Source organism: Vreelandella alkaliphila, assembly GCF_016107625.1.
In the GTDB taxonomy this organism is placed as follows: Bacteria; Pseudomonadota; Gammaproteobacteria; order Pseudomonadales; family Halomonadaceae; genus Vreelandella; species Vreelandella alkaliphila.
Window position 1 is genome coordinate 211,371 of the sequence record NZ_JABASV010000005.1, and the last position, 25,000, is coordinate 236,370.

At 54.0% G+C, this 25,000-nt stretch carries 21 protein-coding genes; 8 read left to right on the forward strand and 13 right to left on the reverse strand.

The window, feature by feature from the left end; translation table 11 throughout:
- Window positions 1–13 precede the first annotated feature (13 nt).
- The 6 genes from JFC11_RS09730 to JFC11_RS09755 all read left to right on the forward strand — a co-directional run bounded on the left by JFC11_RS09730 (window position 14) and on the right by JFC11_RS09755 (window position 6,813).
- Window positions 14–2,866: a molybdopterin-dependent oxidoreductase gene (locus JFC11_RS09730; protein WP_038478575.1), complete on the forward strand. Its 2,853-nt coding sequence runs from the start codon at window positions 14–16 to the stop codon at window positions 2,864–2,866.
- Window positions 2,867–2,939: 73 nt separating this feature from the next.
- A complete protein-coding gene (gene fdh3B / locus JFC11_RS09735; protein ID WP_009722867.1) occupies window positions 2,940–3,554 on the forward strand; it encodes a formate dehydrogenase FDH3 subunit beta in 615 nt (204 codons plus the stop codon).
- Window positions 3,555–3,565: 11 nt separating this feature from the next.
- The gene (locus JFC11_RS09740; RefSeq protein WP_038478569.1) at window positions 3,566–4,678 is read left to right on the forward strand and encodes a formate dehydrogenase subunit gamma; all 1,113 of its coding nucleotides are present in this window, start codon (window positions 3,566–3,568) and stop codon (window positions 4,676–4,678) included.
- A gap of 87 nt (window positions 4,679–4,765) precedes the next feature.
- Window positions 4,766–5,092, forward strand: coding sequence for a DUF1244 domain-containing protein (locus tag JFC11_RS09745; RefSeq protein ID WP_038478565.1), 327 nt, complete (start codon window positions 4,766–4,768; stop codon window positions 5,090–5,092).
- 4 nt (window positions 5,093–5,096) lie between these two features.
- Window positions 5,097–5,615, forward strand: coding sequence for a molybdenum cofactor biosynthesis protein B (gene moaB, locus JFC11_RS09750; protein WP_038478562.1), 519 nt, complete (start codon window positions 5,097–5,099; stop codon window positions 5,613–5,615).
- Entirely contained in the window at window positions 5,608–6,813 is a 1,206-nt protein-coding gene (locus JFC11_RS09755; RefSeq protein ID WP_198349454.1) for a molybdopterin molybdotransferase MoeA, read from the forward strand. Before moaB ends, JFC11_RS09755 begins: the two co-directional genes overlap by 8 nt.
- Here JFC11_RS09755 and JFC11_RS09760 read toward each other — a convergent pair.
- The 8 genes from JFC11_RS09760 to JFC11_RS09795 are packed head-to-tail and all read right to left on the reverse strand — an operon-like array spanning window position 6,796 to window position 16,587.
- The gene (locus tag JFC11_RS09760; protein WP_051626365.1) at window positions 6,796–7,212 is read right to left on the reverse strand and encodes a hypothetical protein; all 417 of its coding nucleotides are present in this window, start codon (window positions 7,210–7,212) and stop codon (window positions 6,796–6,798) included. The genes JFC11_RS09755 and JFC11_RS09760 overlap by 18 nt on opposite strands.
- Window positions 7,213–7,216: 4 nt before the next feature.
- Window positions 7,217–7,804: a chemotaxis protein CheW gene (locus JFC11_RS09765; RefSeq protein ID WP_198349455.1), complete on the reverse strand. Its 588-nt coding sequence runs from the start codon at window positions 7,802–7,804 to the stop codon at window positions 7,217–7,219.
- Window positions 7,801–9,546, reverse strand: coding sequence for a diguanylate cyclase (locus tag JFC11_RS09770; RefSeq protein WP_198349460.1), 1,746 nt, complete (start codon window positions 9,544–9,546; stop codon window positions 7,801–7,803). The genes JFC11_RS09765 and JFC11_RS09770 overlap by 4 nt, the downstream gene beginning before the upstream one ends.
- A gap of 54 nt (window positions 9,547–9,600) precedes the next feature.
- Window positions 9,601–9,957: a response regulator gene (locus JFC11_RS09775; RefSeq protein WP_198349461.1), complete on the reverse strand. Its 357-nt coding sequence runs from the start codon at window positions 9,955–9,957 to the stop codon at window positions 9,601–9,603.
- Between the two features lie 25 nt (window positions 9,958–9,982).
- On the reverse strand, window positions 9,983–12,118 hold the full coding sequence (locus JFC11_RS09780; RefSeq protein ID WP_198349462.1) for a hybrid sensor histidine kinase/response regulator: 2,136 nt from the start codon (window positions 12,116–12,118) through the stop codon (window positions 9,983–9,985).
- On the reverse strand, window positions 12,118–13,485 hold the full coding sequence (locus tag JFC11_RS09785; protein WP_198349463.1) for a CheR family methyltransferase: 1,368 nt from the start codon (window positions 13,483–13,485) through the stop codon (window positions 12,118–12,120). The genes JFC11_RS09780 and JFC11_RS09785 overlap by 1 nt, the downstream gene beginning before the upstream one ends.
- A complete protein-coding gene (gene cheB, locus JFC11_RS09790) occupies window positions 13,482–14,549 on the reverse strand; it encodes a chemotaxis-specific protein-glutamate methyltransferase CheB (protein ID WP_038486297.1) in 1,068 nt (355 codons plus the stop codon). The genes JFC11_RS09785 and cheB overlap by 4 nt, the downstream gene beginning before the upstream one ends.
- A gap of 10 nt (window positions 14,550–14,559) precedes the next feature.
- On the reverse strand, window positions 14,560–16,587 hold the full coding sequence (locus tag JFC11_RS09795; protein ID WP_038478542.1) for a methyl-accepting chemotaxis protein: 2,028 nt from the start codon (window positions 16,585–16,587) through the stop codon (window positions 14,560–14,562).
- 537 nt (window positions 16,588–17,124) lie between these two features.
- Between JFC11_RS09795 and JFC11_RS09800 the strand changes: the two genes are divergently transcribed.
- On the forward strand, window positions 17,125–18,720 hold the full coding sequence (locus tag JFC11_RS09800) for a solute:sodium symporter family transporter (RefSeq protein WP_038478539.1): 1,596 nt from the start codon (window positions 17,125–17,127) through the stop codon (window positions 18,718–18,720).
- 71 nt (window positions 18,721–18,791) lie between these two features.
- Here the strand turns inward: JFC11_RS09800 and JFC11_RS09805 are convergent, their stop codons facing one another.
- Genes JFC11_RS09805 through JFC11_RS09825 form a run of 5 tightly spaced genes read right to left on the reverse strand, consistent with a single transcriptional unit; the run spans window position 18,792 to window position 24,057 of the window.
- Window positions 18,792–19,238: a phosphatase domain-containing protein gene (locus JFC11_RS09805; protein ID WP_038478536.1), complete on the reverse strand. Its 447-nt coding sequence runs from the start codon at window positions 19,236–19,238 to the stop codon at window positions 18,792–18,794.
- A 10-nt stretch (window positions 19,239–19,248) separates the two neighbouring features.
- Complete coding sequence (locus JFC11_RS09810) at window positions 19,249–20,331, reverse strand: MBL fold metallo-hydrolase (RefSeq protein WP_198349464.1); 1,083 nt, start codon at window positions 20,329–20,331, stop codon at window positions 19,249–19,251.
- Complete coding sequence (locus JFC11_RS09815) at window positions 20,328–21,386, reverse strand: ABC transporter ATP-binding protein (RefSeq protein WP_198349465.1); 1,059 nt, start codon at window positions 21,384–21,386, stop codon at window positions 20,328–20,330. The genes JFC11_RS09810 and JFC11_RS09815 overlap by 4 nt, the downstream gene beginning before the upstream one ends.
- The gene (locus JFC11_RS09820; protein ID WP_198349466.1) at window positions 21,374–23,074 is read right to left on the reverse strand and encodes an ABC transporter permease; all 1,701 of its coding nucleotides are present in this window, start codon (window positions 23,072–23,074) and stop codon (window positions 21,374–21,376) included. The genes JFC11_RS09815 and JFC11_RS09820 overlap by 13 nt, the downstream gene beginning before the upstream one ends.
- A gap of 2 nt (window positions 23,075–23,076) precedes the next feature.
- Complete coding sequence (locus JFC11_RS09825; protein WP_198349467.1) at window positions 23,077–24,057, reverse strand: ABC transporter substrate-binding protein; 981 nt, start codon at window positions 24,055–24,057, stop codon at window positions 23,077–23,079.
- A 148-nt stretch (window positions 24,058–24,205) separates the two neighbouring features.
- On the opposite strand from JFC11_RS09825, the gene JFC11_RS09830 reads away from it, so the two are divergent.
- Window positions 24,206–24,958, forward strand: coding sequence for a DeoR/GlpR family DNA-binding transcription regulator (locus tag JFC11_RS09830; protein WP_038478524.1), 753 nt, complete (start codon window positions 24,206–24,208; stop codon window positions 24,956–24,958).
- The last annotated feature ends 42 nt before the right edge of the window (window positions 24,959–25,000 follow it).

Sequence of the window (25,000 nt, forward strand, 5' to 3'; positions counted from 1 at the left end):
CAGGAGAACTGCCATGCGTCTAACTCGCAAAACTAATACTCCCAACGCTTCAGGGCTTGGAATCTCCCGTCGTCAATTTTTAAAGCGTAGTGGCGTCGCCACCGGTGGCGTCGCAGCTGCGGGCTTTATGGGCGCGCCGATGATGCAGCGCGCCGAGTCGGCGAATAAAACTCCCGTATTAGACTCACCCGTTGAAACCAAGCGAACCATTTGTTCCCACTGTTCGGTGGGCTGTGGTGTCTATGCAGAAGTTCAAGAAGGCATTTGGACAAAACAAGAGCCCGCTTTTGATCACCCGATTAACCGCGGTGCGCATTGTGCCAAAGGGGCCTCGCTACGCCAGCACGGTCACTCCACCCGTCGCCTAAAATACCCCATGAAGCTAGTGGCTGGTGAATGGCAGCGACTGAGTTGGGACGACGCGGTTAATGAAATAGGCGACAAGCTGCTTGAACTGCGTGAAGCCCACGGACCAGACAGTGTTTACTGGCTCGGGTCGGCCAAGTTTAATAACGAGCAGGCGTATTTGATGCGCAAGCTGGCCTCCATGTGGGGCACCAACAACACAGATCACCAAGCGCGAATTTGTCACTCCACCACCGTGGCAGGTGTTGCTAACACCTGGGGTTACGGGGCGATGACCAACTCGCTCAATGATATGCAGAACAGCAAGGCGATTCTGTTTATCGGCTCCAACCCGAGTGAAGCTCACCCGGTCGCGATGCAGCATATTCTCATTGCTAAAGAGCGTAATAACTGCGACATCATCGTCGCGGATCCGCGCTTTACGCGCACCGCAGCAAAAGCCAATAAATACGTACGCCTGCGCCCTGGCTCGGACGTTGCTTATATTTGGGGCTTGTTGTGGCACATCTTTGAGAACGGCTGGGAAGACAGTGAGTATATCAGCCAGCGTGTTTACGGTATGGATGAGGTGCGTGCAGAGGTGGCTCAGTTCACCCCGAGTGTCGTAGAAGACATTACTGGCGTACCGGAAGCGGACATGTTCGATGTGGCTAAACGGCTTGCTGACAATCGTCCGGGCTGCGTGGTCTGGTGTATGGGCGGTACCCAGCACACCACTGGTAATAACAACACCCGCGCGTACTGCATTCTAGAGCTGGCGCTGGGCAATATTGGTAAGTCCGGTGGTGGTGCCAACATTTTGCGGGGCCACGATAACGTACAGGGGGCTACCGACCTCGGCCTTGGCTGTGACTCGTTACCGGGCTATTACGGTTTGGCTGAAGGCGCATGGCAGCACTGGTCCCAGGTGTGGAATGTCGATTATGAGTGGCTAAAAGGCCGCTTTGACGATACCGAGTACGCTGATGGAAAGCCGATGTACTCCAGCGGTATTACCGTATCCCGCTGGGTAGACGGTGTGCTGGAAGAGGATGAAAATATCTCCCAGCGCACCGCGCTAAAAGCGATGTTCTACTGGGGGCACGCGGTCAACTCGCAAACCCGCGGAGTGGAAATGCAAAAAGCCATGCAGAAGCTCGAGATGATGGTCATTGTTGACCCTTATCCCACGGTTGCCTCGGTGATGCATGACCGCTCTGATGGTGTTTATCTGCTGCCTGCAGCGACCCAGTTTGAAACTACTGGCAGCGTGACGGCAACCAACCGCTCTATTCAGTGGCGCGACAAAGTCATTGAGCCGCTATTTGAATCAAAGCCTGATCACGAAATTATGTACCTATTTGCCAACAAGCTTGGCTTTGGTAATGAGTTCGTGAAGAACTTTGAGATGAACGGCAACGAGCCTCTGATTGATGACGTGTTGCGTGAAATCAACCGTGGTATGTGGACTGTTGGCTACACCGGCCAAAGCCCCGAGCGCCTCAAAGAGCACCAGAAAAACTGGCATACTTTCAGCTTTCAGAACTTGCGTGCCCAAGGTGGCCCTGCCGATGGTGATTACTACGGGCTACCGTGGCCGTGCTGGGGCACACCAGAGTTTAATCACCCTGGCTCACCCAACCTCTATGACACCAGCGTGCCGGTAATGGAAGGCGGTATGGGTTTCCGTGCCCGTTTTGGTATTGAGCGCGACGGCGTTAATTTGCTGGCTGAGGGCTCTGCGCCAGTAGGTGGCGAGATTGATGACGGCTACCCCGAGTTTACCGACCAACTGCTTAAAGACCTCGGTTGGTGGGATGACCTTACTGACGTTGAGAAAACGGCCGCGGAAGGTAAAAACTGGAAAACCGACCTCTCAGGCGGTATCCAGCGGGTGGCGATTGGTCGTGGTTGCGCACCTTATGGCAACGCGAAAGCGCGCGCCGTGGTATGGACCTTCCCAGATGCAGTGCCGAAACACCGCGAGCCGCTATACACCACCCGTCGCGACCTGGTCGAACGCTATCCCACCTGGGACGACTTTGACTCAATTATGCGCCTGCCTACGATGTACAAAACCATCCAGGATCGCGATAACAGCGCCGATTATCCGATTATTCTCACATCGGGTCGATTGGTCGAATACGAGGGAGGCGGTGAAGAAACACGCTCGATGTCGTGGCTGGCCGAGCTACAGCAAGAGATGTTTGTCGAGATGAACCCCGCGGATGCTAATGACATTGGCGTACGTGATGGCGACGACGTATGGGTTGAAGGTGCTGAAGGTGGCCGAGTGAAGGTGAAAGCCTTGGTCACGCCTCGGGTTGATCGCAAGGTTGCCTTTATGCCGTTCCACTTTGGCGGCATGTTCCAGGGCGAGAGCTTGCGGGATCGTTATCCGGACGGGTCTGCCCCGTACGTCATTGGTGAGGCGGCTAACACAGCCACCACCTATGGCTATGACCCGGTGACACTGATGCAGGAAACAAAGTGCACCATCTGCCGAATTGAGCGGGCTTAAGCCAATAAACGTCTCGACCGACCTGACAGAGCCCAGCGCGGGTAAATGCTCGCGCTGGTGAGAGGAGAACACCATGGCTCAAATGAAATTTATGTGTGACGCCGAGCGCTGCATCGAGTGCAACGGCTGTGTCACCGCCTGTAAAAATGCCAACGATGTAGAGTGGGGTATCCAGCGTCGCCGGGTGGTCACACTTAACGACGGCGAAGCGGATGAGATGTCGATTTCAGTGGCTTGTATGCATTGCGACGATGCGCCATGCATGGCGGTATGTCCGACTGACTGCTTCTATAAAACCGATGATGGCATCGTGCTGCACGATAAAGACCTGTGCATTGGTTGTGGCTACTGCCTTTATGCGTGCCCCTTTGGCGCACCGCAGTTTCCACAACAAAATGCATTTGGCGAGCGCGGAAAAATGGACAAGTGCACATTCTGTGCAGGCGGCCCCGCCGAGAGCAAAGAGGAGGAGTACGAGAAGTACGGCTCCAATCGCATCGCGGAAGGTAAGCTGCCGCTATGTGCGGAAATGTGCTCTACCAAAGCCCTTCTAGCGGGTGATGCGCAAGATGTTGCCGATATCTTCCGTCAGCGTGTCGTCCATCGTGGCCATAAAGATGGTGCTTGGTCGAATAACCCCCAGGCCAGTACTGACAACCTTGCCTACGATGCTGCCCGTAAAGGGTAAGGAGGCGTGTCATGACAACGATGACCACGACCACAATGACACCAGAGGCGCCTGCGCTAGCGTTCTGGGTAAGGGCGTTTTTCCAGCGCTGTTGGCGTATCGGCATTCTGTTACTGCTGCTGGCTGCCAGCCTTGGCATGTCCCAACTAGCGGTTGCCCAGGCTGACACAGACCACGAGATGGTGACCGCTGCTCCAGGTATTAGTGCAGATCAGTGGCGCCAGGTGCGCAGTGGTGAAACAGGGCCTAACTATCGCGACTCGCGTTTTGACAGTAACTACAATCTGATCAATTCAAGTGGCGAAACTTGGCGGCAGATCCGAAACCGTTGGGTGTCGCCGTTTGGTTTGATTGCGATTGGCGGGATGATCGTGGTGATTGCGCTGTTCTACTTTATGGTTGGGCGCAAACATCTTGATGAGCCGCGCACAGGACGTAAGCTTTTTCGCTGGTCGTTGCTAATGCGTTCGCTGCACTGGACCGTTGCCACCCTGTTTATCACCTTGGCGTTAACAGGGTTGAATTTGCTGTTTGGTAAGTTTGTGTTCCGCACGCTGTTTGGCGACGCCGTCTGGGCATGGATGATTTCAGCTTCCAAAGTGCTGCATAACTATCTTGGCCCGATATTCGGTGTGCTACTCGTTGTACTGTTAATTAGCTTGCTGAAAGACAATATTCCTAAGAAGCATGACTGGGTATGGTTTAAAAAGGCAGGTGGATTAACAGGCAAGCACCATCCTGACGCGGGTTTTGCCAACGGTGGCGAAAAAGCGTGGTACTGGCTATTAGCCACTGCTGGCTTGGTGGTGATCGCGAGTGGTTTTGTGCTCGACTTCCCCAACTATGGCCAAGGCCGCGATACCATGCAGTGGGCCAACATCATCCATGCGGTGGGTGCGCTTGGTCTAACGGCTGTCGCGCTGGGCCATATCTATATTGGTACTGTTGGTACGGAAGGCTCACTGGAAGGTATGACCACTGGCTATGTCGATGAAACCTGGGCCAAAGAGCACCACAACTTGTGGTACGAGGAGGTCAAAGATACAGCTATGAGCGAAGAGGAAATCGCGGCACAAAAAACGGGCAGCAGTAGTGGCGATGTTTCCGCTACCAAACCTAGCTAGCCGGTTCGCTTAATTGCCACTCGACACCGCCTTCGGGCGGTGTCTTTTGTTATGCTGCTCTCAAGCCACTTGATAAGAGGATCGCCAATGTCATCGTTTAATGAATTAGACCAAACGACGCGTACGGAACTAGAAGCCGCCGCGTTTCGTCGTTTGTTACAACATTTAGACGACAATAAGGATGTGCAGAACATCGATCTGATGATTCTGGCGGATTTTTGTCGTAACTGCCTGTCTAAATGGCTCGTAACGGCGGCAGACGAACAGGGTAAAACGCTGGACTATGAGGCTGCCCGGGAATATGTCTATGGAATGCCCTACAGTGAATGGAAAGCTCACTACCAGGGTGCCGCAACGCCCGAGCAGTTGGCGGCTCTAGATGCTCGCCAAGCTCAGAAAACAGCCAAGGAGTAAGTCCATGGATAGCATGGAATCCTTGAAAATAGCGGTGTTGACCATATCTGATACACGTACGGATGAGACTGACCGCTCCGGCCAAGCGCTGGTGCAGCGTTTAACCGAGGCTGGGCACACCCTGGCAGAGAAACGCATCGTGCCGGATGACGTCTACCAAATTCGTGCGGTAGTCGCCCAGTGGATTGCCGACGCAAATGTACAGGTAGTGATTACCACGGGCGGTACAGGTTTTACTGGCCGAGACTCGACGCCGGAGGCTGTATCGGTACTGCTGGATAAGCGTATCGAAGGCTTTGGCGAGCGTTTTCGCCAACTGAGCGGCGATGAGATTGGTAGTTCGACCATTCAGAGCCGTTGCCTCGGTGGCTTAGCCAACGCTACGGTCGTTTTCTGTCTACCGGGTTCAACCGGCGCCTGCCGTACTGGTTGGGACGGCATTCTGGCCGAGCAGCTCGATAGCCGTCATAAGCCTTGTAATTTCGCCAACCTGGTCATCCCAGGCCGGGGGCAGCATGGCTGAGCTACAGCCGATAAGTGCCGCGCTTGAAGCGCTGTTAGCAGATATCACGCAACTCGGTGCAGAGTGTATACCGCTTGAGGACGCTGCTGGGCGCGTGCTGGCCGAAGCTGTTACCGCTCAGTTAGACGTACCGCCGTTTGATAATAGCGCAATGGATGGCTATGCCCTGCGTGCTAGTGATGCGGGCAAGTGGCTGCCTATCAGCCAGCGTATTGCGGCAGGCAGCCCGGCAGCGCCGCTGATGGAAGGCAGTTGCGCACGGATTTTTACCGGCGGTGAGATCCCCCCAGGGGCCGACTGTGTGGTGATGCAAGAGCGGGTGACTCAGGAGGGGAACCAGGCACTGATGCCGGATGCGCTACCGGTAGGTGATAACGTGCGCCGCCAGGGTCGTGATGTGCGTCGAGGTGAGTTACTGCTGCCTGCTGGTGAATGCTTGGAAGCTGCCGCGTTAGGGCATCTGGCCGGTCAAGGGGTTACCCACGTTAGCGTGCGCCGTCGCCCTCGCATAGCGCTACTGTCGACCGGCGATGAGATCGTTGATCCAGGCACGCCGTTAAAGCCAGGTCAACTGTATAACTCCAATCGGCCGATGCTTAAGCGCTTGTTGGAGAACTTTGGTGCTGAGGTCGAGCAACTGGTTAGTGTGCCTGACGATTATGCCCAAACGGTCAAGCTATTAACTCAAGCCGCATCCGTCGCCGATGTCGTTGTTAGCACCGGTGGCGTTAGCGTGGGCGAAGAAGACCACGTCAAAGCCGCGCTGGAATCGCTAGGCCAGTTAGATATGTGGAAGCTGGCGATTCGCCCAGGAAAGCCGCTGGCGCTGGGCCGTTTGCCACGCCAAGACGGCAGTGAGGCGCGCTTTGTAGGACTGCCGGGTAACCCTGTTTCTGGGTTTGTGGGCGCGTGGTTGTTTTTACGACCGTTGATGGGTGCGTTACTGGGGTGTTCGGCGTTGAACGCCTTACCTACGCTGACGGCCTCCGCTAACTTCACTACTCAGACCGGCCCACGCCAGCACTATATGCGTGTTGCGCTGCGTTTTAGCGAAGCGGGCATTATCGCCGATGCGTTTGAAGACCAAAACTCAGGCGTGCTGTCATCCTGTATTAGTGCAGATGCGTTAGCGGTGATTGACCCACACCAGCAGGTAGAAAAAGGCACGTTGGTTCGCTGTTTATGGTTGCAGCGTTAGCGCTGGGTCAAGCGCTGCGCCATCAAATAACAAACGTACCGTTTGGTTGGCCATCGTTAAGCCTCGTAGGGCGGGGCTGACGTGGCGTGCGGCAATTAAAGAAGGTAATGGAAACAGCTCCGTTATCGGTGTGTGAGCTAAGACGACGTCGCCAGTAACGCCTAGCTGCCAAGCGCCGTTGGCATCCTGAAGGGTTAGCCAGTGGGTAGGGGCTACGCTCAACAATGGCGCGTTAAGCAACAGGTACTCGGCATTCGCGCAACGCGGTAGGTGGGCCGATTTCGCTAACCCCGCGACGTGGCGTGCTTCGATGGCGGCGAGCGTATGGCCAGCACTAAATAACACTAAAGCAACGTGGGACGCTGCGTCTAAGGAGTGATTCGGCGCGCCAATAGCCATGGGCTTATCCTAGGCCTTGTTGATAGGCGTTGAATAAAGCATCTGGGTCCAGCAGGGCAATGGCCGCGCTGCCTTCTACAGAATCGCCGTTAGTTTCTTTTTCGCCACTCTCTGCTGGCGTTATATCAGGTTGCCAGAGGGCACTCACATAAGGCATCAATTGGCTGGAGAGGGTGTCCGGTGCGGGTTTTAGTGCGCTGGTTGGGATTTCGCAAACATCCTCTAAATAATCGATACGAACAGCGCTGCGAATGCCCGCGGCGGTCACGACTAATAGCATGCCCGTTTGTTCCGCCGGGGGGAGGCCGAGAAGTGCCTGTAGGGTCACCACCGATTCAATGTTGCCGCGCAAGTGAATCACACCTTCCGTAGAAGCAGGCAAGCCAGGCACGAAATAAACCGGTTGATCACCATTCAAAATCTCATTGACCGCACTGCCTGGCAAGGCGAACCGTTGCTCTGCCAGGCGAAATAACACCAACTGCTGGCAAGGTTCGTCCACGTCAATAATCGTGTCATCGTTACTCTGACGTGCTAGTGCCTCCTCGAGAGAGAGAGACTGGTTGTCACGCTGCTGATGGGTGTTGGTCATTGTTTTTTCACACTGGGTTGCTGCGGTTGTGCTTTTCCTTTTGCGTCGCTCTCGTTACTAATGACTACTTGATTACGCCCCTGTCGTTTCGCTAGGTAAAGTGCTTGGTCCGCGCTTAAGCGTAACGCTTCGGTGGAAGGCTGGCTGGGGAAACTGCTAATGCCTGCACTGAAGGTACAGCGAAAGCGCTCTCCGCCAGCATGAAAATCTACCTGTTCGAAATCGTGGCGCAGTTCGTCAATAAGTTCGGCTGCGCGCTTTGCGGTGACCCCTTTTAGCAATACGACAAACTCTTCACCGCCATAACGCCCGATGATATCGGATATGCGCAAGCGGGTTTTTAGCAGCCGTGCTAGCGTGATAATGACCTGGTCACCTGCCAGGTGGCCGTAGGTATCATTGACCGTTTTAAAATGGTCAATGTCGAGCATGGCCATCGCATGTTGGCTACCTTCACGATATGCCTGAGCGAGTGTTTTACCGATAAGATCCGTCGTGGTGCTATGGTTATAAAGCCCTGTCATGCTGTCCTGGGTCATCAGCGAGCGCAGTAGATGCAGGCGTTCGGCACGAAGCCGTACCGCAGACACTAGCTCGTCAGGGGTAACTGGCTTGGTAATAAAGGCTTCTACGCCTGCCGTCATGGCCAATAGCTGCTTTTGGCTGTCTGTTTCGCTAGATAGATAAATAATGGGCAGGCCAATATGCGCGGATTGCTGGCGAATAATCGTCGCTAGCTCTTCACCAGAACATACCGGCATATACATATCAATTAACAGTAAGTCAGGGCTAAAGCGGTCCAAGGCGCTTAGCGCGTCAGCAGGGTGGTGCACCTGCTGAACAATCATACCGGCTTCTTCAAGCATCAATGAGTGGTAGGTGGCAGCGTCGGGTTCATCATCGACTACCAACACGCGCAGCGGTTCTTCATCCAAGGGGCTAGTGAGCTCGTCAATAGCTAACATTAAATCCAGTGGCTTAATGGGCTTGGTAAAGTACCCATTACAGCCAGCTCGAACAGCGCTCAGTCGTGAATAAAAGTCACCGTAGGACGACAGTACGATGGAGGGCAACCGCTCTCCGATTAATTTATTCAGGCTGGTCAGCGTTTCAGTACCCGCAGTGTTACCTTGCGGAAACTGTACATCCATGATGATCGCGTCGGGGCGGCGGGTAAGAACCGCATTAAAAAACGACTCGGTGTCTTCAAAATGAACCACTTCATGCCCAAAACAGCGAAGATGATGTAGCAACTGGCCGACTTGGTCGGGCTCATCGTCACATAAATAAATAAGCCGCTGACGTTTGCTGCGTGTTTGAGGTGCAACTGATGAAAATTCAACGCTGTTGAGTGATGCCAGCACTGTTTGCTGGCCATGTTGGGACTGTAGGTACTCAATCTCTTCACTGAGCTGCTGAAAAAGCTGAGGAATCAGGCTGTTTATGTCATTAACAGCCTGGTCATCAAAGGCATGGTCAGCAGAAGCAGGCGCCGCCTTGAGTAGCTCTTCGCCTTGATCTGCCAACATGGCAATTCGTTCAAAGCCCAATGAGCGACCGGTACCTTTTAAGCTATGGAAAAAGCGGTGAAGCTCCGGGGCTAGGCGCGACTCTGCCTCCGTTGAAAGCCGGCTTTGTTGCCACTTTGTTGTGGTTTTCTGTAAACGTGCTGGTAGCTGTTCAATAAAGCGTTGGCGCAGCTGGTTCAGCTTTTGTTGCAATGTCGGGGCAGATGGTGACATCAGACTACCTGTTCATGTGAGCGAACGGTGCGCTGTAATGCAAATGGCAAACGTTCAACCGTTGAGCGCTTGAGTCACGGCATTGCCTAACGTGGATTCTAGCTCCGCATCTTTTTGCAGGCAGGCGTTTAAACCAGGCGTCTGCATAAGGGTTGAACTAGGTGAGTCGCCAGTGAGCAAAATAAAAGGCAAAGTAACGTCTTGTTCACGCAGCATTTCCAAGAACTCTACCCCATTGATGAGCGGCATATGCATGTCGCTAACAATAAGCGCGATACTGTCCAAGCTATCTAACAGCTGTGTGGCCTCCATGGCATCATTGGCCATGACCGTTGTATAGCCCTGGAACTCTAGCAGCGTTGCTGTCATTTCACAGGCCAACGGGTCGTCATCTACGACCAATATTTGCATGATTAACCTCCGTCCTGGCGCATGCTCAGCCGAGTAGCGCTTTTAGCGTATCCACCAAATTGTTCTGATCAAAGCTACCTTTGACAATATACGCATCGGCGCCTACTTCAATGCCGCGCCGACGATCTGCTTCTTTTTCTCGTGATGTGATAATGATAATCGGCTTATAACGATAAATCTCATTTTCTCGCAGACTCGCAGTGAGCGCAAAGCCATCCATGACAGGCATTTCAACATCGGTGAGCACTGCATCAAACGAGTCAGCTAAGGCTTTATTCAGACCATCACGGCCATTTTCTGCCAGGGTGACCTGATATCCCCAAGCTTCTAATACATCTTTTTCAATTTCTCGGGTGTTCAGAGAGTCATCGACGACGAGTATACGATGTGTCTGGGGCGGTTGATCCGTTTTAGCTAGCGCTTTCGGGGCATAGCGGCGCGAGTGTTCCAGCAGCGTCGGCACGTGTAATAGGCTAACCAGCGTATTGCGCCCTAGCGTGACCATGCCAGAAACCAGTGGTAAATGGCGTAAATGCGCGGGCAACGGCTTAATTACCATATCGCGTTCATCCACCAAGTCATCAATAATTAGCGCAAGTTTTTGATGACGTTGATGTACGACAAGTAACAGTAAGTTGTCAGCATCAGTGGGCGTATAGGGTAAGTCTAATAATTCCGCTAGTGAAACGACCGGCACGAACTCGTTGCGCAAGATCAGTGTTTTTTGCCCAGCAGCATCAATAAAGTCCGTTGATGCATGCTCTACAAGCTCTGACACATAAGGTGCTGTTACACCTAGCGTGACAGCGCCCACGTTGATCAGGAGAACGCGCATCATGGCTAGCGATAAAGGCAGGCGTAGGGTAAAACAGGTACCTTTGCCTGGATGGCTGGTTAGACGTAAATCACCGTTGAGCTCGTCAATGACCGTACGTTTGACGACATCCATCCCCACGCCACGACCTGAAAAGTCGGTAATCAGGGGTTTGGTTGAGAAGCCGGGTAGGAAAATAAGTTCTAAGGTTTCCTGCTCGGTTAGGGTAAGCAGCAGCTCTTCACTGAGTAGTTGCTTGGAGAGTGCCTTGTGCCGGACCGCATCTAGGGAAATACCCGCGCCGTCGTCACGCATTTCAATCACTACCCAGCTGCCGTCTTGCCAGGCCTCTAGCGATAACTGCCCCCGTATAGGCTTGCCTGTTGCCTGTCGCTCACTGGGTGTTTCCAGGCCATGATCTAACGCATTCCGCAGTAGATGAATGAGCGGGTCCGAGAGGCGATCTATCATCTGTCGGTCCAGCTCAATCTCACTGCCGTGAACACGGCAATTGACTTGTTTGCCTAGCGAATGGGCAAGGTCTCTGGCCATTTGCGATAAGGGGTCAAACACCACGCTCAGCGGCAGCATGCGCATTTGCAGAGCTCGGTCATGGAGATCGCTCATTAGACCGTCGTGGGAAAGCACGCTGTCCTTCAGCTCGCGGCTAAAAGCGTTAAAGGGGGCCTGCTGATGTTTGGGTAACGAGGCGCCAAGGCTGCGTGCCTGTTCTACGAGTGAGTGCAGATGGTGGTGCCCTGATAACACTTCCCCCATCAGGCGAATAACGTCATCTAGGCGGTCAAGACGCACGCGTACCGTGTCTGTTAAGCGTAGCTCTTGAGCCGGAAGAGCAGGGCTTTTCATTGCCGGTGGTGCAGCGTTGAGGGCTGCGTTCTCTGCTTTATCGTCCTCGGATACGGTTGTTTTAGGAGGGAGAGCGGGGGGCGGCTTTCCCGCCGCGGTGTTTTCCAGGGCTTGGCAAAGCTGATTGTCGGCTTCCGCTAGCTCTGCTGGAGAAACGCCTTGGGCAAGTTGGCTAACTAGGTCAGACAGCGCGTCCGTGGCTTGATTAAGGAGGCTCGTGACATCAGGTGAAGCGGTTTGTGTCCCATCGCGTAGTGCGCTTAGCAGCTCCTCTGTACTGTGAGCGATCGCCGTAATGGGCGTCAGTTTCAGCATACGCGAAGAGCCTTTCAGCGTATGTGCCGCACGAAACAGCTCATTGATACGTTCTTGATGGGTATCGCCTTGTTCTAGCGCTTCAATACCTTCTCTTAACCGGGGCAAGTGGTCTGACGCTTCTTCAATAAAGCGCTGAATAAAGCGTTTAATATCCAGTGCCATTAACCCACTCCCTGTGTCGTTGCTTGTGCACCAAGATAGCGAGTTGCCAAAAAGTAGGCATCCCCTGGAGGAATAGGCGGCGCAATGACACTTAATCCACCATCCGCCTGTTTTGACGCGTCCAGTAGGCGAATAACCGCTGCATAGCCACGCTTTCGTTGTCCGGGAGCATCGCTAAGCTCGCCTAGTCGGAAAAGCTCAGCTTGAAAAAAGTGAGCTGGCCAGCACTCAGGAGCAACGTAAATGGCTCGCTTAAAGCAGTCGTAAGCGTCAGCAAAGTTCTGCTGCCAGCGAGCCACTAAACCTGCCAGCAGTAACGCATCCACACTCCAAGGCTGTTGCACTAGAAGGTCAGAAAGTAGCGCGGCTGCTTCTGAAAATGCATTCTGGTTCAGTAAATGATGAGCTTGCTGCAAAGCCGCGTTAAACGATGTCATCGGCTGCTTGTGCTCAGATTCATTCTCAGGTTCATTCTCAGGTGGTTGTGGAGGCGTCTCTGACAACACCGCTAGGGCTGGCAACGGATCGTCGCGATAGGGTGGCTCATCATTTGCAGGTAAGGCACTGGGCAAGGTGCTGTCTTGGAAAAAGAACACTCCTTGAGCCTGATGCAGTTCCAAAATGCCCAGGTCGTTGCCTAATGTTTCTGTGACACCGCACATCAAAATCCCGTGTGGTTCCAGCAGTTGCTTTAGGTGGCGTTGTATATCGCGTCGGGTCGCTTCGTCAAAATAGATCGATACGTTGCGAAATAAGATCACGTCGAAGGGGCCAAGCTTGTCAGCGTTTGCCTGTAATACGTTAAATGAGCAAAAGGTGACCCACTGACGAAGCGCATCATCTATTTTGAAGCGTCTGCCCTCTGGGTGAAAATAGCGGTGCTTAAGCGCAGGGTTCAGTGCCCGAAACGACATGCCGCTATAAATGCCTTTTTGAGCTTTACTAAGAACCTGCTGATCAACGTCTCCTCCCGTAATATGAAAGAGTTGCTTGGCACGCTCTCCGTAGCGCTCAAGCAGCGCAATAGCAACACTGTAAGGCTCTTCGCCTGAAGAACATCCAGCGCTGAAAATAGCCAATGGTTTACCTTTTTCAGCCAGCCGCCGCGGGAGGTAGGTGTCGGCTAACCAGTGGAGTGCTTCGGGCTCCCGGTAGAAGTAGGTTTCGTTCACCGTTAACTGACTGATAAAGCGATCAAACATCGCTTCGTTTTGCTCTAGTTGTGCAATGAGCTTCGAGGTGTCGTTAATATCAGTGTCTGTTTGAAGTGCCTCCACTGCTTTAACGAGACGGGCTTCAGCGAGGCCCTCTAAGTGCAAACCGCAGCGGCGATGCACCAGATCCTTGAATGGCGTCAGCGAACTCATAGCGATTTCGTCCAGGTAGACAACCGTTGCTCACGGGTCTCGCGAATGAGCCTAGCAGGGAGCTCATCAAGAGAAACAACATGCTGGATAACGCCGGCACTAACCGCTTCTTGGTTCATGCCATAAATAACCGAGCTGGCTTCGTTTTGGGCAAATGTACAGCCTCCCGATAAATGAATAGCGCGCATGCCGCTAACGCCATCACGACCCATGCCCGTTAAGATCACCCCAATAGCCTCTGGGCCATAAACATCAGCTACGCTCGTTAACAGTGCATCGCAACTGGGGTGATAAAGTGAATTATCTGGGCTCTGCTGTAGTTGAAGGCGGTGGGATGGCGTGACACGCAAGTTGCGTTCCGATGGCGATAGATAAATACAGCCTGGCTTTAGCGGTTCACCATGCTGAGCAACGCAAACCGGCATTGAACAGAGCGATGTCAGCCAGTGCGCCATGCCTTCAATAAAGCCATGGCTGATATGCTGGGCAATCACCACCGGTGCAGGAAAGTTGGTCGGCAGCTTGCTAAGTAAATGGGCGAGAGCCTGCGGCCCACCGGTTGAGCAAGCAATGGCGATAATACGCTGGAATGCTTTCGGCCTATTATGGCGATCAACAGGCGGCGTGTTTACCGGCGCAACGGGCGTGGCGGAGGTTGATCGGCGCCGTAGGCGGGTAATAACGGCTACTCCCGAAAGAAGCCGAACACGCGCGAGTAGTCGTTGTGCGTCTTCATCATCAAGAGTCGGCTTCGGCATCACTTCTAACGCGCCAACGTCGAGCGCTCGGTAAGCTGTTTCGGCATCAGAACGATCGCTTACCACCAGGATAGGAACCCCTTTGGTATGCATAATTTCTTCAATGGCGCTGAGGCCGTCCATGACCGGCATATTCAGATCCATTGTGATCAACTGCGGCGATAAGCGGCGGGCAAGTTCCACTGCTTCACGCCCGTTGCTGGCTTCACCAACAATTTCAATGTCGCCATCGCGGGTGAGGATGTCGCGCAGCACATCACGTGCCAGTTGACTGTCGTCCGCCATCACTACCCGAATTACACTCATCGCAGCGTCCTCACGAAGGGCGTTGGTGGTTTGCATCCTGTTGAGCCAATGTAAACTCCTGCACCAGCGCATTTAACTCTGCCGACATGTTGATCATATCTTGGCTGATCTCGGTAATGCTGCGTACTGACTGTGCATTACGTGAGCTGGCTGTATCAATATCGCGCAAAGCAATAACCACCTGGTTACTAGCAGTTTTCTGCTGTTGGGTTGACAGTGATATCTGCTGCGCTGCGCTACTGGTTTGGCTCGCCGCTTTGAGTAGTGCATCCAGGTCTTGAGCGGTATTAACACTGACTTCAACACCTTTCTCTATCGAAGACGCTCCCTTTTCAGAGGCGACAACTAAACGATTTATCGCATTTTGAATTTCTTCGGTGTGGCCTTCTATCTCTTGGGTTGAGTCAGTAACACTATCCGCCAAGCGACGTATTTCGTTTGCAACAACAGAGAAACGGCGACCTGACTCGCCCGCACTTGATGCCTCTAGTGCGGCATTAAAAGCAATCAGTTTAGTTTGCGCAGCAAGGGTATTGATCAGCTCCATGACCTTGCTGATTTGTTTAGACTTAGCGCCCAGTGCCATAATTTCTGTCAAGCTCTGTTCGCTGTCGCTGCGAATATCCTGCATTTTTGACTGCAGCAGTTGCATCGCTGTGCTGCCCTTACGGCTGCGTTCAAGCGTTTGATTAGCTACCTCTACCACGGATTGCGAATGATCAGCGATTTGTGTGGATGAGGTTGAAAGCTCCTCCATGGTCGAGGTTATCTCAGCCACTGACGAGGCCATTTCTTCTACAGCGGCGGCCATCGTCTGGTTCGCTTCATGACTAATGTCCCCGCCTTGAATGCCCGACAATCCCGCCGTTTGCGCTAAGCGATCGGCCACTTGAGTGAGTGCCAGTGCGTTGTTGGAAACTGCCATAATGGTGCGAGATAAGCGCGCTAGCAGCTCGTTAGTCTGATTCGCTAAATCGCCAATTTCAGCCTGATCATCTGTGTTGACACGGCGGGATAAATCTAGGCTGTTGGTAATCTCTTTAAGCTGGCGTTGAAGGCGAGTTAAGGGGCGAATCAAGCTGCCGGTAAGTGGGTATAAAATAATTAACCCGCCTAAAAGGATCACAAGCCCGAAGCCCGTCGATGCCAAAAAGCGTTCTCTGATGGAGCTTAAATACTCCTCTTTAGAAACTTCAATCATCAAGTAGCGCTGCAGCTCGGGTAGCCAGCGAGTGGAAACTAAAAAGGTGTGATTATCACGTTGGATTTCGTGTACACGAAGTTCTTTTTCATCTTGCAGTAGGCTGGCTGATTCCTGGCTTTGAAGCGCTGCCAGTGACGTCTCGTCACTGCGAATAAGTAGCTCACCTTCCGCATTGAGTAACGCGGCGCGGCCGGTTTCGCCAAGTCGAAAGTCTTCAATTAGCTGCGCCAATCGAGAAAGATCCAGCCCCGCACCAGCAACAATAAGAGGGCGGCCATTGAGTGCCTGTTCACGACTACGGAAATTTAAAAAGACAAACGCTTCTTCTGGTGAAAAAGTATCACTGTCTAGGTTTAGATTATAAGCAGTATCGCTATCGGTAAACTGATAGTACCAATCATCATCGCCGCCGGGCGCTTGTAGCGTCCGCTCTAGAAACTCTCCATCGCGGTACTGGAAGTAGTAGCCGCGCCCTTGATATTGAGCCGCGATAAACAACAGTTCGGTGTCGAGCTGTTCCATCAAACGTGACAAATAGCGCATGACGTCCGGCTGGTCGGTGTCTGGCATTCCGTTGCGCACCCACTGCTCAATGAAATAGCTGTCGGCTAGGCTTTCTGACAACGCTAGCGCTGGGCTAAGCCTAAGCGTCAACCGGGTGGCAAGACCCTCTACCTGAGTAGGCAGCTCTTCGTTTAGCAGGTTTTCCAAGCGCGCCTGGCTATGTGAACGGGCCTGCAGGTAGAGCGCTAGCAACATAGCCAGTGCCAATACCGTTCCAAACGAGATAAACAATCGTAACCGTAATGGCAAGGATTTCCAACGCGCTGTCATTATAGCTTCTGCTCCGAGTTAACTGGTGACGCTAGTAAGTAGGAAAGTACTAACACTGATTGCTTAGCGTTAAATAACGTTACAAGAAGCCTATCATATGACGATTTCAGCGGCTTTTATGAAGGCTGTCCAGTTTTCTCATTAACGCTACGTCACGCGACAGACAAATACGGTGGCAAAGATGCTGGACTATGCGATGAAATCAAGCGTGATGAGTGGTCGCTAAGGCAACAGTATTGTGACATGGACTGTGCAGCTTGATCCGTGTGACTTAGCACTTGTGACTTAGCACTTGTGACTTAGCTCGTGTGGCTTAGATCTTGTGACTTAGCCTCTCCTTCCGTAGTGACTAACCACCGTAGCGACTTGTAAAAAGAGTGTCGAGGTAGTAAAAAAACCGTCTTGTTTATTCTTTGTTGCTACTAAAGAATAATAGTTGAATCGTTTCATCTCCTTAGAATGCCCGCGCATATTGGTAATTTTACCTACATTCACTGCGTCGCCTGCCGATAAGCGACTACTCCCAAGGACCTTCCCATGCATGCCCTAACGCTGGCATCGTTTCTCTTTTTTACCGGCCTGGTGGCCTTTGTTACGTGGCGCATCACGCGCAGAGATGATCACCGAAGTACGAGTGGCTATTTCTTAGCCGGAAGGACACTAACCTTTCCACTAATAGCCGCCTCAATGCTGATGACCAATCTCTCAACTGAGCAGATGGTTGGGCTAAACGGTTCCGCGTTTACCGATGGTCTGAGTGTTATGGCCTGGGAAGTGATTGCGGTGATCGCTTTGGTAGCACTGGCGCTGTTTTTCCTACCGCGCTTTCTTAAAAGTGGAATTGCAACGCTCCCCCAGCTGTTGGCAATACGTTTTGATAACGGTACTCAGCTGATTGCCAATGTAATTTTCTTGATTGCTTACGCCGTTGTGCTGTTGCCTATCATTCTCTATTCAGGGGCTATTGGTTTACAGGGCATGCTTGATCTTCAAGGGCTTACCGGTATTCAGTCGAGTACGGCGCTGCTATGGGGCACGGTATGGGTGGTCGGTTTAATTGGTGCGGTGTATGCGCTATTTGGCGGTCTGCGTACGGTGGCAGTATCGGATACATTGAATGGGGTGGGGCTGCTAATTGGCGGTTTCGTGATTGTTTACTTCGGCCTTCAGGCAGTGAGCAATGGCAGTGGCATCATGGAAGGCTGGAGCATTCTGAAAGAGAGCGATCCGAGTAAATTTAACTCGGTAGGCGGTCCTGACCAGCAGGTACCGTTCTCGACTATTTTTACCGGCGTCCTGTTGCTACACCTGTTTTACTGGACGACGAACCAGCAAATTATTCAGCGCACCTTTGCGGCAAAAAACCTCGCAGAAGGCCAAAAAGGCGTGTTGCTGACCGGCTTCTTTAAACTGTTAGGCCCGCTCTATCTGGTGCTGCCGGGGATCATTGCTTACCACCTTTACGCCGACCAAGGCGTTCGCGCGGACGAAGCGTATGGCCACTTGGTGTTTAACGTGTTGCCGCCGTACCTAACAGGCTTCTTTGCTGCGGTAATGGTCGGGGCGATTCTCTCCTCGTTTAACTCGGCGCTAAACAGCACCACCACGATTTTCAGCCTGGGTATCTATAAAGGTGTGCTGAAAAAAGATGCCACTGAAGAAGAGGTCGTGAAATCAGGCAAGGTATTTGGCTGGATTATGGCCGTAACGACCATGATTATTGCGCCGCTGTTGGCAGGCCAGGATAGCCTGTTTGGCTACCTACAGAAGATGAATGCGATTTACTTTATCCCTATTTTGGCGGTTGTTCTGGTGGGGCTTCTGACGAAACGCGTGCCTCCCATGGCGGCTAAAGTAGCGTTGGTAGGGGGCTGTTTGCTGATCGCCGCTGGCTACTTTGTTCCGCCGTTTAACAAGCTGCCGATGGTAATGCATGAGTTCCACTTTGTCGCCGCTGTGTTCGTGCTGTTGGTTGCCGTGATGCTGATCATTGGTAAGTTGCGTCCCCGCGCCACCGCCTGGGTGCAAGAAGATTCGGGCGATGTCGATCTCACGCCTTGGAAGGGCGCTGTGCCAACCGGTATTGTGCTTGTGGTATTAGTGGTGATTATGTACGCCTCATTTGCAGGCTGACCACCGCTAACACAACGCAGATATTGCCACTGACGCCCCGCTAAGCGGGGCGTCAGTGTATTGCCGTTTCCTTAAAAATCTCCCGGTGCGCACTGCAGGCAAGTAAGTCCGAGTGCGCGCCACTGGGCGACTACCGCGTCACGGTCATCCAGCACCAGCCAAGGCGCAAAGCCGTCGCTACGCATTTGATTGAGTAGCGAGGCTTTCACCTCTTCATCATCTACATGGTCATCGCCTTGCGGGCGCAGGTACATAGCATCAAAGGGAATGGTGTGGCGCTCTAACCAGCGCTGGGTGTGCTCACGGTGGCTGTCAGGTCGGCCGCTGCAGATAACGATCTGTTGGCCTTGGGCCTTCAGGATCTTAACCAGCTTGGCTACCGCGTCGATCACCGGCGCTTCAGCCATATGGGCAAAAAAAGGATCCCACTGCTTGGCGGGGCCAAGAACCCACTCGTGTACATCGGTGGGGTGGAATTCGGCAAGCGTGCCGTCAACATCAACAATCACTGCGGACATTATTAATTTCCTAAACGGTTAAATGGGCGGTAGGGCGCGTGGCCGTATGCGGTTGAATCTCTAAGGTGCGATGGATGCGTAGCCGCTGTCCCAGGCGTTGGCGCCATTTGCTTAAGCAGTGTCCAGTGAGCGGGGTAAATAGCGGCACTACCTGAGTGGCCCTTAGCTGGTCGGCAAGCGCTACCAGATGAGATGCACGCAGATGAACATTCCAGCGTTGCCAGCTTATCTCGCCTGCGGCAAGCTGAGTTTGGCGTTCAGGTGTTAAGTAACCAGTGTGCAGAAGCTGGTAATTGGGCCATTGGTCGGGCGTATCATTGCGATCACTGACCAACTGCAGCGCTGGCTGCGAAGCATTCCGCCGTTCTAGCAGTGCGCTAATCGCACTGTCGAGACCTGGGCGGCGTAAGTCGCTTGGCAGTGCTAGCAGTGCGGCGAGGTTATCGCGAATAATCGGGTCAATGGCGAAAGGCCGCTGACGATGGTCTGCCTCTTCCGACAGCCACAGGGCCATTTCCAGGGCGCGCCCTGTTTCAGGCACCGGTAATACTAACGGCTGGTCAAGCTGCAGACGAATAGCCTGCACGCAGCTTTCCTGGGGTTGGTCGTAGTTGCCATAGGAAGCGTCCAGCAGCGCCGTGCGTGCAGGTGGCGGTGTATCGAAAGGAAACAAACGGGATTCAAAACAGGCATCGCCACTGTAGAAAATACCGCCATCCACGTCCAAGTGCAGCCAAACGCCGCCCAGCGAGTGCCCAGCCTGTCCGGTGGTCACCTTGATACCTTCGACCATAAGGCTTCCACGTGCTGGCAAAGGCTGCCAAGCGCGGTGTTTCGGCAATGCGTTAGCGACTAAGGGCGTGCAGTAGAGCGGGATGGTATCGGGCAGTTCAGCAACACCACCGATATGGTCAATATGGTCGTGGCTAATCAGAATAGCGTCTACGTCCAAGTCACCTGCCCAGGTGATAGGTTCCCCAGGGTGCAGCGCACCCCCTGCATCCAGCAGCAGTCGTTTGCCGTTGGTTTCGACCAAGATAGCCGCAGGACCTTTATCACCCAACCCACTTAATAGATGAACATGGGCGCTCATTGGTCAGGCTCCAGGCACCAGCCTTCTAGTAGCCGCAAAGCGACTTGCTGATCCTCTTCAAGCGCGCAGTGATGGTAAGCCAGCAATGCTTCACCGCTGGGCAGGCGCAGGTGTAACTCATAGCGTTCACCACGAAAGGTTAGCCGCTCGACGCGCCCGGTAAGGTCATGTTCATTGGGAGCTTGGGCGTCTACGCGAATATGCTCGGGGCGAACCAGGACGGGTTGACGTGCAGCTTGGGCGCGGGAGTTGTGTGCCGCAGCCAGCCCCTGCATCAGGGCACTTTCCGTTAGCCGCTGCCCTGGCGCGCCGTTGGCAATGGCCAACTGGCTACCTTGACCGATAAAGCTGGCCACCCATTCGCTGCGCGGTTGGCGATAAAGCGCTTCGGGCGTTGCCCACTGTACTAGCTCACCGTCGCGCATTACGGCAATGCGGTCGGCCATCGCCATGGCTTCGCTTTGATCGTGAGTGACGTACACCATCGTCGCGCGGGTACGGCGGTGGAAATCCACAAAGCTGTGTTCCATGGAGGCACGCAGATTACGGTCTAGATTGGCCAGCGGCTCATCCAGCAGTACAACCGCAGGGTCGGTCACTAGACAGCGGGCTAGCGCGACCCGCTGGCGCTGACCACCGCTTAGCTCCTGTGGCGAACGCTGTGCATAGGGTTCCAAGGCTACCTGAGCCAGTGCATGAGCAACTCGGCGTTGATATTCACTGCCCTGAATGCGGCGCAGTTTGAGTGGGTAACCGACGTTGTCGGCCACGTTCATATGCGGCCAGAGCGCGTATGACTGAAACACCATCGCCATGTTGCGCTGCTCTGGTGGTAAATGGTGATGGCGGCTGGCGAGCAGCGTATCGTTCAGGCGTATTTCGCCGCCAGTGACGTTTTCGAACCCCGCCAGCATACGTAGCATGGTGGTTTTACCGCAGCCGCTGGGGCCCAGCAGTGCCACAAACTCCCCTGGCGCAATCTCTAGCGAGAGGTCATTGACCGCGCGATGGTCGCCAAACTGTTTGGTGACCTGTTGAATTGCTAGCCCTGCCATGGCACGACTCCTTTGGGTAAACGGGGGGCAAGCAGGCTGAGCGACAGCATCAGCGTGGCGACCATTAGGACCACCAGTACCGATACCGCCGATGCCAGCACGCTTTCACCGCCCTCATCAAGGTTAAAAATCAATACGCCCAACGTTTCGTTGCCAGCGCTCCAAAGCAGTGCCGATACCGTCAGCTCGTTCACCGCCAACAGGAAGACCAACAGCCCCCCGGCAAATAGCGATGGCGCAATCAGTGGCAGTACGATCGTGGTTAGTCGCCGCCACGGGCCTGCCCCCGCCAGTTGTGCGGCTTCTTCCAAGGAGGGATCAAGCTGGGCCAGGCTGGCGCTAACGGGTTTGAGGCATACCACTAAGAAACGCGCCAGATAGGCCACAAAGATCAGTCCTAGCGTGCCGTAGAGCGCTACGTTGATCAGCGGCAGAGGGCGTACGAACAGCAAAATGCAGGCGATCGCCAGCACCACACCAGGTAGTGCATAGGGCAGTTCAATAGCGCTGAGCGTCAGCTGCTGGAGACGAGGTGGCAGCCGCTGCAGGCGATACGCTAGCGGCAGGCTGCACAGCATAAGCACCAGCGCGGCACCGCCTGCTAACCATAGGCTGTTGCGTACAGCGCGCCAGGTGGCGCCTTGGCGGCCAATCACTTCGTGATAGGCGTTTAATGTCACGCTATCGAAGCTAAGGGGAACGCCCATGGCGGGCACCAATGAGCTGACCACCAGCGCTGCGAGTGGCGCGACGAGAATCACCAATAAAACGCCGACGAGTGCGGTCGTCACCGCTGGCCGAAAGCGGCCCAGGGTAAAGTCATGAGAGCGACCGCTATGGCCGCCTAAGCCAAAGCGGCTGCGATTCATCCAGTACTGCTGTAAGGCAACGCCTGCCAGTGCCAGCACACCAATCAATAACGATAGCGCTGCCATTTCCGCCAACACGCCAGTACCAAAGCTAGCCATACGCTGGTAGATCAGCGTTGGTAAAACGTAGTAGCCCGCTGGAATCCCCAGCATGGCAGGAATGCCGAAGTTGCCCAGGCTAGAAATAAACGCCATCGCCGCCCCGGCGATTAAACCGTGTCGAGTGACTGGCAAAATAATCTGCCCCCAGACTTGGGTCTGGCGCGCGCCGCTGATACGGGCTGCTTCGATAAGCTCGCGGGGGAGTGAGATCAGTGAGGTGCGCAGCGCTAAAAAGACCAGCGGTGCGCTTTGAATTCCCAGCAACAGCGCAATGCCTTCCGCTGAGTAGAGCGGCTGGGGGCTGCCCAGCGGCGGCGCCATACCAATGCTTTTCAGCAACGGGCTGGCGGGGCCGAACAGCTGGAGCCAGCTCAGCGCCGTCACCTGGGGGGGAATCATCATCGGCAGCATAAAGCAGAACACAAGCCACGCTTTGCCACGGATGTCGGTCAGCGTAATCACGAAGGCGAATAGGCTACCGAGCACCAGCGCAATCAACATGCCAAGGCCCGAGGTATACACACTGTGCCACAGCGCTCGCCAGGTACTCGCTGCGTTAAGCACCTTCCATAGCGGTGATTCGCTGCCCTGGCCAAGGTCACTAAGTGCCTCAGCCAGTAGCCGCAGGCTAGGCGCTAGGCTTAATAGCACCACCGTGAGTGTGATTAGGCTGAGCAGCCAGCGATGCTGGCTGCCAACGTTAAGCGACGGTGTCATGGTTAGCCGCCAAACAGGTCGCTAAAGCGCTGTTTCAACGTCTCTTCCTGCTCCAGTGCTTGCTCAATATTGATTGGCATTAGCTGGATAGCATCACGAGCGGGAAAGCCTTCAGGCGGTGCAACAGCAGGGTGGGCAGGCAGGTAGCCTTGCTGGCTGACGAGTTCCTGGCCTTGTTGAGAAAGCACGAAATCGACAAATTTCTGCGCGGCGTCCGGGTTGTTGGCACCCTGCATAATTGCGACAGGCTCGGTGACCGCACTAACGCCCTCTGCGGGGAAGACAAACTCAACCGGCGAGCCCTTGGCGGCCTCGCGAATCGGCAGAAAATCCACCACGATGCCGTAGGGCTTCGTGCCCGACGCAACGGCATTGAACACGCCGCCATTCCCGCCCTGAGCTTCTGCACGATTAGCTTGCAGCGCCTCGTAGTAGCTCATTCCAAGGTCGGGGTGGTCGCTCAGCGCAGCCATATGAATCAGCGCTGCGCCGGAATAGAGCGGGCTGGGCATTGTGACCAGGCCTTCATAGTCAGGCCCCGTCAGATCTTGCCAACGCTGCGGCTGATGCTCGGCAGCGGTGTTATACACAATCCCTGTGGTGATCAGTTTAGTGCCGTAGAAGTAGCCTTCCGGATCGTATAGCGCCTCATCATAAGCCTCCCGCTCTGGGCTGAGGTAAGCCTGCAAATGGCCCTCTTGCTTGAGTGAGGTCATGGTCATGCTGTCAGCAATTAATAGTACGTCTGGGTTGCTGACACCCGCGGAAAGCTCTGAGCGTAGGCGAGTCATCAGGCGAGTGGTGCCATCGCGTACCCACTCCACCTCAATATCAGGATAGGCGGCCTGAAAGGCATCCACGGTTTGTTGGGCATCGCTATTCGGTTGGCTGGTATAGAGCACCAATTTTTCATCAGCCAGCAGTGATGACGATAGAGCAAAGCTTGCAAGCGTAACGGCAGTGCACAGTGAGCGCTTCAACATCGTAAAACCTCCAGTAGGTGAACACTGATCACACTACTGTCATCGCCTTACAACATCGTGACACTACGCTTTCGTTTGATGGCGGTAGGCTTTCGCCTGTCAAAAAAAGGCTTTCGTTACTAAGGTGGTCGCCAACGTGAAGAAAATAATGGGCTTAAACGAGCGCCGCCGTGCCGTATTGGCACAGGTGCGCCAGCAAGGTCGCCAGCCCCTGGAATCGCTAGCTAACCAGTTTGATGTGTCGATACAAACATTGCGCGGGGATGTTCGTGTCTTGGCTGAGCAAGGGTTGGTATTGCGTCGCCACGGGGAAGTCTTGCCATTTCCCGATCAGGAGAATATTGGCTACGATCAGCGCCAAATTGTTAATCAAGCGGGTAAGCGTCAGATTGCCCGCCAGGCCGCTTCGCTGGTTCAGCATCACCAATCGCTATTTTTAGGTACCGGTACCACGGTAGAGCAACTGGCTGACGCCTTACGCGATAAGCAAGGTCTGCAGGTTATGACCAATAACCTGCACGCACTGATCAAATTGTGCACTATGGAGTGCGAACTGGTGGTAGCAGGTGGGCGGGTACGGCGCCGTGATCAAGATGTGATTGGCGGCGATGCCTGGCGCTTCTTTCAACGCTACCGAGTAGATGTCGGCATTGTCTCCGTGGGCGGCATGGACAGTGATGGCCATTTATATGACTACAATGATGACGAAGTTATGGCCCGCGAAGCGCTGCTATCCCATGCCGCATATCGCATTCTGGTACTGGATAAAACTAAATTCGACCTACCGCTGCGCTGTGCCGCTGGTCAGCTTGCTGATTACCATGCGGTGATTACCGATAGTCCACTACCCGATAGACTGCGCAGCCCTTTGGCCGCCAAGGGGGTGAGGTTTTTGTGTTAAATCCCTTTCAAGACATGTTCATTGTTATTGGCTCGTGGTTTA